General features: G+C 41.2%; 9 protein-coding genes. 7 read left to right on the forward strand and 2 right to left on the reverse strand.

The features are described 5' to 3' along the window. Positions 1–91: 91 nt before the first annotated feature. Complete coding sequence (locus tag J2Y67_RS24350) at positions 92–1,231, forward strand: trans-sulfuration enzyme family protein (protein ID WP_310178179.1); 1,140 nt, start codon at positions 92–94, stop codon at positions 1,229–1,231. A 51-nt stretch (positions 1,232–1,282) separates the two neighbouring features. Here J2Y67_RS24350 and J2Y67_RS24355 read toward each other — a convergent pair whose 3' ends face one another. Both J2Y67_RS24355 and J2Y67_RS24360 read right to left on the reverse strand, forming a co-directional pair. Then, entirely contained in the window at positions 1,283–1,444 is a 162-nt protein-coding gene (locus J2Y67_RS24355) for a hypothetical protein (protein ID WP_310178181.1), read from the reverse strand. A gap of 74 nt (positions 1,445–1,518) precedes the next feature. Beyond that, complete coding sequence (locus J2Y67_RS24360; RefSeq protein ID WP_310178182.1) at positions 1,519–1,893, reverse strand: DUF1360 domain-containing protein; 375 nt, start codon at positions 1,891–1,893, stop codon at positions 1,519–1,521. A 93-nt stretch (positions 1,894–1,986) separates the two neighbouring features. Here J2Y67_RS24360 and safA point away from each other — a divergent pair, with 93 nt between their 5' ends. From safA to J2Y67_RS24390, 6 genes are all read left to right on the forward strand, one after another. Then, positions 1,987–2,601, forward strand: coding sequence for a SafA/ExsA family spore coat assembly protein (safA, locus tag J2Y67_RS24365; RefSeq protein WP_396954137.1), 615 nt, complete (start codon positions 1,987–1,989; stop codon positions 2,599–2,601). Between the two features lie 139 nt (positions 2,602–2,740). Further along, entirely contained in the window at positions 2,741–3,091 is a 351-nt protein-coding gene (locus tag J2Y67_RS24370) for a lmo0954 family membrane protein (RefSeq protein ID WP_310178184.1), read from the forward strand. Between the two features lie 21 nt (positions 3,092–3,112). Further along, positions 3,113–3,760 carry a PspA/IM30 family protein gene (locus J2Y67_RS24375; RefSeq protein ID WP_310178186.1) on the forward strand — a complete coding sequence of 216 codons (648 nt, stop codon included), beginning with the start codon at positions 3,113–3,115 and terminating at the stop codon, positions 3,758–3,760. A gap of 103 nt (positions 3,761–3,863) precedes the next feature. Next, on the forward strand, positions 3,864–4,598 hold the full coding sequence (gene liaF, locus J2Y67_RS24380) for a cell wall-active antibiotics response protein LiaF (RefSeq protein ID WP_310178189.1): 735 nt from the start codon (positions 3,864–3,866) through the stop codon (positions 4,596–4,598). After that, positions 4,595–5,647, forward strand: a complete 1,053-nt coding sequence (locus J2Y67_RS24385) for a sensor histidine kinase (protein ID WP_310178192.1) — start codon at positions 4,595–4,597, stop codon at positions 5,645–5,647. The genes liaF and J2Y67_RS24385 overlap by 4 nt, the downstream gene beginning before the upstream one ends. After that, a complete protein-coding gene (locus J2Y67_RS24390) occupies positions 5,640–6,272 on the forward strand; it encodes a response regulator transcription factor (RefSeq protein WP_310178200.1) in 633 nt (210 codons plus the stop codon). The genes J2Y67_RS24385 and J2Y67_RS24390 overlap by 8 nt, the downstream gene beginning before the upstream one ends. Positions 6,273–6,826 lie beyond the last annotated feature (554 nt).

A 6,826-nucleotide genomic window follows, 5' to 3' on the forward strand; every position in this document is an offset into this window, starting at 1 on the left:
TCTGGCGCCTTAACTGCTAAAAGTGAATGCTTGAGCAGTTTTCGCCCCAAAAATGAATAAGAAAAATACATATTAAAAGTGGGTGAAGAGTTTGGGAACACATTTTGAAACAGAGATTTTACATGAGGAAAAGAAACAGGATAGAAAGATTTCGAGTAAAGTAACACCTATTTATCAAACATCTGCCTTTACGTTTAAGGATCTGGACGAACTTGAAGGTTTTTATCAAGGTAATGGCAGTTATCTTTATTCACGTACAGGCAATCCAAACACAGATGAATTAGGGGAAGCAGTCGCAAGACTTGAAGGGGCACCGGCCGGTGTGGCCGCATCTTCTGGATTAGCGGCTATCCTAGCAGGAATTCTGGCAGTCGTGAAAAATGGCGACCATATCGTGGCGGCTGATGACCTATATGGCGGCAGCTATCATATGCTTGAAAAAGAACTAAATGACTTTGGGATTGAGACAAGCTTTGTTTCCTTTGCCGACAAATCTCTTGTGGAAAACTCCATGAAAGAAAACACAAAGCTTTTATATACGGAGTCGATTTCGAATCCATTATTACGCGTAGAGGATATTGAAGGGGTCGTACAGATTGCTAAGAAGCATGGGTTGATTACTTTGGTGGACAATACGTTCGCAACACCCTATCATTGCCGTCCATATTTAATGGGCGTTGATTTAGTTGTCCATAGTGCGACCAAATATATCGGTGGACACAGTGATGTCATCTCCGGCGTATTAACTGGCAGAGAGGATTTAGTTGCGCAGGCGAAAACAAAGGTGGTCAATCTCGGGACAAATGTCAGCCCGTTTGAAGCATGGCTGACCTGCCGGGGATTAAAAACTCTTGCATTGCGGATGAAAGCACAATCTTCCAATGCGAGAAAATTAGCAGAAGCCTTGTCCCAGAACAAGTTTATTGAAAAAGTATATTACCCATTTGAAAAAGATGCTAAAGGTTACGGTGCAATGGTTACCATTCAGCTTTCCAAAAAGGTAGACATTCAGCAATTTTTCCGTTCTTTGGGCTGGATCAAAATTGCTCCAACACTTGCCGGAGTTGAAACGACCGTTTCTCACCCCTTAATGACCTCCCACCGAGAATTACCGCAGGAGGTTGCGGAAGCCTTAGGAATTACAAAAGAGGTCGTGAGAATTTCAGTCGGAATTGAACATGCTGAAGATATTATCGCTCAATTCGAACAGGCAATTGAGAAATCACTGTAATAGTGAAAATCACCCTGAAATCGTGTCCAGGGTGATTTTTTTATTAATTCATTATGATGGAGACTGATGCGTATCTTCAGGTTTTGATGGAATGGGGTCAATCCGACTTGAGTCTTCCGTGTCCAGTGCTTTTCGCATAGCAAGGATAAATGATCCTAAGATAAATCCAAGACATATGATAAAGCCAATTGCTGTAGCCCACCATAAAGCCATGAAAAATCCCCCCTTTTTAACACTATATGCCAAGGGGGGAACATTTTTTCCATAGTATTTATAGTGATAATGCCTTATTCTTTCTTCTCATGCCCTCCATAATAATTGACCTTTTTGATATTTACTCCCACAAAGGTTTCAATAATCGACTGGCCGCCGGCAATGGAGAAAATGAAAATAAACACAAACGTTACTTTTGGAAAAAGTAAATAGGCACCGCCAAGAAGGATTGCGCTCCACACCCCGGCACACCAATAACATTTCAATAGATACCCAAACATAGAGGTCGGTACTTCCTTCGATTTCGTTCCATCTTCCGTTTGGACCTCCACCTTTTTAACAAAGGGCCTCCGAATAAATTCCGTTATTTTATCGAAAACAATTAAATGGGTTAAACGATAGCTTGCCAAAATTAACATAATGTAAGTAATCCATGAAATGTCTCTCACCTTTTTAGCCTCCAACATAAAACGAAATATTTATCAGTCCCTGTATATTTTGAGCCTTAAATCAAAAATATATATTCGGAGGAGGCGAAAAAATTGAAAAAATCATTCTGGTTTAGTATTTTGTTTTTCCTATCTTTATTTTGTATTCCAAGCGTTTCATTTGCCCAGCAGGTCTATACAATACAGCCGGGGGACTCGCTTTGGAAAATTGCTGTCCGGTTTCAGGTTGGATTATCGGAAATTATTTCAGCGAACCCGCAATTTAAAAATCCAGCCTTAATTTATCCTGGACAAAAGGTGACGATACCTGATTTAGGCGCTACTAAAAGTATCGAAAATCAGGTCATTCAATTAACGAACCAACAGAGGGCGAAATACGGTTTAAAAGCGTTCACACCGGATTGGGAGCTTTCAAGGGTTGCACGCTATAAGGCAATGGATATGAGAGATAAGAATTACTTCTCCCATACAAGTCCAACCTACGGGGACCCATTTACGATGATGAAGAACTTTGGGATTTCCTACCGCTCAGCAGCTGAGAATATCGCCGCAGGACAAACGACACCACAGGAAGTGGTTAATGCCTGGATGAACAGTCCAGGGCATCGGGCCAATATTTTAAGCACAAGTACCACTCGCATTGGAGTAGGCTACGCAAAGGGTGGAACGCAACGGTATTACTGGGTGCAAATGTTCATTTCGAAATGATAATCAAAGGGTCAGTTCCCATAAGGGGCTGACCCTTTCTACGTCTTAGGGCCGAGATGAAAATCAAGCTCTAGCGCAATTATGGAAATAAAAGAAAAAAGGTAAGATGATATCAAGATCACGAAAGGAGGAAAACGAAATGAAAAAATTCGGTTTATTAGTAGCGGGAGGGATTGCAGCTGTTATACTGCTTTCAACGATTGGTCCGATGATTGGTTTACTTGTCAGCCTCGTGCTTCTATATTTTATCTTTAAACAGTTTATAAAGAGCGAGTCAATAGGTGCCAAAATCGGCCTTGGGATTATCGGCTTCATTGTCCTAATGGCATCGATTCATAACGCACCAGCGATTATCGGTGTCGGCGCAGCCTATGTACTCTATCTTGTTTATAAAAAATGGAATGGGAACAAACATTCAAAAATGAAAAAGGACTCAGACGACCCATTTGTGAATTTTGAAAAACAATGGAACGATTTAAAAAATTATTAAACCCATGAGGAGAGATGGAAAATGACGAACTTATTTACAAGAATTAAAAACACGATTACAGCTGATTTACATGAGGCCCTAGACCATAAGGAGAAGAAAAATCCGATTGTCCTGCTGAATCAATACTTACGTGAATGTGAGCAGGAAACAGAAAAGGTCCGCAAGTTAGTCGAGCGTCAATATGCCCTTAAAGAGGAATTTATGAAGGAACATGTGAAAGCCGTGGAACTGGCAGAAAAAAGAAAGCGCCAAGCGGAGATTGCTTCCCAGGCAGGTGAAAACGAGCTATATCAATTTGCTTCAGCCGAGCATCAACAATATGCGGAACGTGCCAATCGACTCAGCCAATCTCTTGAGCAAATCAAGGGGCAGCTTGAAGAATTAGAAAGAAAATATCAGGAGATGAACCACAAGCTAAAGGATATGCAAATCCGCCGGATGGAATTAATGGGGCGCGAAAATATGACACGGGCAAACCACCGGATGAACTTAGTCCTAGATTCAAATCCAAACTCTGATAAAGCTTATTCTCGTTTCAAAGAGATTGAAAATTACTTAGATCGTTTAGAAAATCAAGTGAATCAATCCTTTTACCGCAGTACCATCGATGCGAGAATTGCTCAATTGGAAAATGAAATGAAAGTTGAAGAAAGCAAGTCCACTTTATAACCAAATCATGGTATTCTAAAAGGGCGTAGAATCTCTACGCCTTTTGACCATATCTTGAATCTAACAAGAGGTGCAACATACAACAAAGGGGAGGGATAAGCCAATGTTTAAAAATAGGAAAAACGATTATATTGGCTGGCTGGTCATGATTGGTGCCCTCGTCCTGGGGCTGGAAATTTTATTTTTTAACAGAGGGCTTATTTTCTCTCTTTTTTTATCAGGCGGAATGATGTATTTAGGCCGTAAAAGGGCCGGAAGAAAGAGCGGAAGGCTGCTATTCTTCGCAGGGATTGTTTTCTTTGTCATTAGTGTCATCAATATGATGACCTTCAAATTTTTATTAATGGCTGTTTTACTGCACTTTTTTATTCAATTTATCACTTCGAAAAAGAACCCAAAGAAAATTACAGTCGATATTGCCGAACCTAAGCAGGTTAACCAGGAAGAGACAATGTACAAGAGTAAGCCGCTCTTTGAAAATATTTTTTTTGGACAACAAAAAACCCCCCAAGGTGTTTACGAATGGGAGGATATTAATATCCAGTCCGGGATTGGGGACACCGTTATCGATTTAAGTTATACGATGCTTCCAAAAGGAGAAACCGTCATTTTTATCCGTAATATAATTGGTAATATGCAAATCCTCGTTCCTTATGAAATCGAAGTAAGTATTCACCATTCCTGTATGGCAGGTTCAACTACCATTTTGGAACATCACGAACCAAAAGTGATTAACCAAGTGATTCATTTAAAAACACCTGGTTATGAAAGTGCCGAGCAAAAGGTAAAGATCTTTACTTCGCTAGTGGTCGGGAATTTAGAGGTGAGCCGAATATGAGTACATCTGGGCGTCAAATTGTATGGAGTGTCGGCTTTTCTTTTTTGACCGCGATCATTGTTTCGGCTGTGTTTATTACTGTATTCCCGTTGTCTAATTGGTCGGAGCTATGGGACCGGCATTTTATGGATATTCCGATTGTGATTTTTATACCGGTTTTTAGTATTGCTTTAGGGGTCCTGATTGGGGCCGTTTCCGGATTTTTCTGGAGGAGGCAGCTTCTATCCGTTGATCACTCTCTGCATCAATTAGAAGAAGGAAGGCAGGCAGAGGTAAAAGTAAAGCCTTCGATTACAGAAGTACAAACGATTGCCAGCAGGATTGAGAAAATCGGCAAACAAATGTCGGAACAGGCTAAGCTTTCGCAGCGGCTCGCGACGGAAAAGGTGGAGGACCAGGAATCAAGGATTCAGGAGATTATCGAGCAGGAACGAAATCGTCTAGCAAGGGAATTGCATGACTCCGTTAGTCAACAGCTATTTGCTGCTTCAATGATGATGTCTGCGATAAATGAAACGAAACAATTTTCTGAAGATTACCGGGAAGCGAAGCAATTAAAAATGGTCGAGGAAATGATTCATCAGTCCCAGTTAGAAATGCGGGCGCTGCTGCTTCATTTGCGGCCTGTTGCCCTAAAGAACAAATCGCTTCAAGAGGGAATCGAAGAACTCCTGCTTGAATTATCTATGAAGGTAACGATGGATATTAAATGGAAGGTTGAATCCTTTCCGCTTGATAAAGGGGTAGAGGATCATCTATTTCGGATTTTACAAGAGTCTGTATCCAATACACTCAGGCATGCAAAAGCAGGGAAACTTGAGGTACTGCTGATTAAGCGTGATGATCTCGTTATTATGAGAGTTGTTGATGATGGGATTGGTTTTGAGGTAGACGATGAAACAAAGGCAGGCTCCTATGGGATGCAGAATATGCATGAACGCGCCTTAGAAGTGGGAGGGACATTAAAGGTGATTAGTATGAAACATAAAGGGACACGTCTGGAAGTGAAGGTTCCAGTGATGGAGAATGGGGATGGTACAAGTGATTAGAGTATTATTTGTAGATGACCATGAAATGGTAAGGATCGGTGTTTCTGCTTATTTATCTGCCCAGCCTGATATTGATGTGGTCGGGGAAGCGGATAATGGAAAAAGAGGGGTAGAGCTTGCTCTGGAACTTCGGCCTGATATCATTTTAATGGATCTTGTGATGAAGGAAATGGATGGAATTGAGGCAACCAGACAGATTATCGAACAATGGCCCGAAGCGAAGGTAATTATTGTCACAAGCTTTTTGGATGATGAAAAAGTTTATCCTGCATTAGAGGCAGGGGCAACCAGCTATATGCTGAAGACCTCTAAAGCCAGTGAAATTGCGGATGCTGTTCGAGCTACATATCACGGACAATCGGTCCTTGAGCCGGAAGTAACCGGAAAAATGATGGTAAAAATGCGCCAGAAAAATCAACATTTACCCCATGAAGAACTTACAACCCGCGAACTCGAGATCCTGCTATTAATGGCCGAGGGGAAAACCAATCAGGACATTGCCGATGAATTATTCATTGCCTTAAAAACCGTAAAAACCCATGTGAGTAATATCTTAAGCAAGCTTCGTGTCCAAGACCGCACACAAGCAGTTATTTATGCGTTTAAGCATTCATTAACGAAATAATTGATGTCAAAAATGCCTTCCAAGATGTCCTTGGAAGGTGTTTTTTTGTTCGTTTTTAAGGGATTTTTGGCTTTCATTACCCACGGGAGTGGAACTTTGTTGAAAAAGGTAAAAGAAAAGGTGTTTCATTACCCGCGAGAGTGGAGTTTTGCTGAAAAAGGTAAAAGAAAAGGCGTTTCATTACCCGCGGGAGTGGAACTTTGTTGAAAAAGGTAAAAGAAAAGGCGTTTCATTACCCGCGGGAGTGGAGTTTTGCTGAAAAAGGTAAAAGAAAAGGCGTTTCATTACCCGCGGGAGTGGAACTTTGTTGAAAAAGGTAAAAGAAAGAGCGTTTCATTACCCGCGGTAGTGGAACTTTGTTGAAAAAGGTAAAAGAAAAGGCGTTTCATTACCCCCGAGAGTGGAAATTTGTTGAAAAAGGTAAAAGAAAAGGCGTTTCATTGCCCGCGGGAGTGGAAATTTGTTGAAAAAGGTAAAAGAAAAGGTGTTTCATTACCCGCGAGAGTGGAGTTTTGCTGAAAAAGGTAAAAGAAAAGGCGTTTCATTACCCGCGG

The organism is Neobacillus niacini (genome assembly GCF_031456445.1).
Classification (GTDB): domain Bacteria; phylum Bacillota; class Bacilli; order Bacillales; family Cytobacillaceae; genus Neobacillus; species Neobacillus niacini_I.

What these genes read in the sequence shown, in the direction of transcription:
- J2Y67_RS24355 (WP_310178181.1), bottom strand. Translation starts at nt 1,444, where the DNA reads ATGGCTTTATGGTGGGCTACAGCAATTGGCTTTATCATATGTCTTGGA.
- J2Y67_RS24375 (WP_310178186.1), top strand. Translation starts at nt 3,113, where the DNA reads ATGACGAACTTATTTACAAGAATTAAAAACACGATTACAGCTGATTTA.
- liaF (WP_310178189.1), top strand. Translation starts at nt 3,864, where the DNA reads ATGTTTAAAAATAGGAAAAACGATTATATTGGCTGGCTGGTCATGATT.
- J2Y67_RS24370 (WP_310178184.1), top strand. Translation starts at nt 2,741, where the DNA reads ATGAAAAAATTCGGTTTATTAGTAGCGGGAGGGATTGCAGCTGTTATA.
- J2Y67_RS24385 (WP_310178192.1), top strand. Translation starts at nt 4,595, where the DNA reads ATGAGTACATCTGGGCGTCAAATTGTATGGAGTGTCGGCTTTTCTTTT.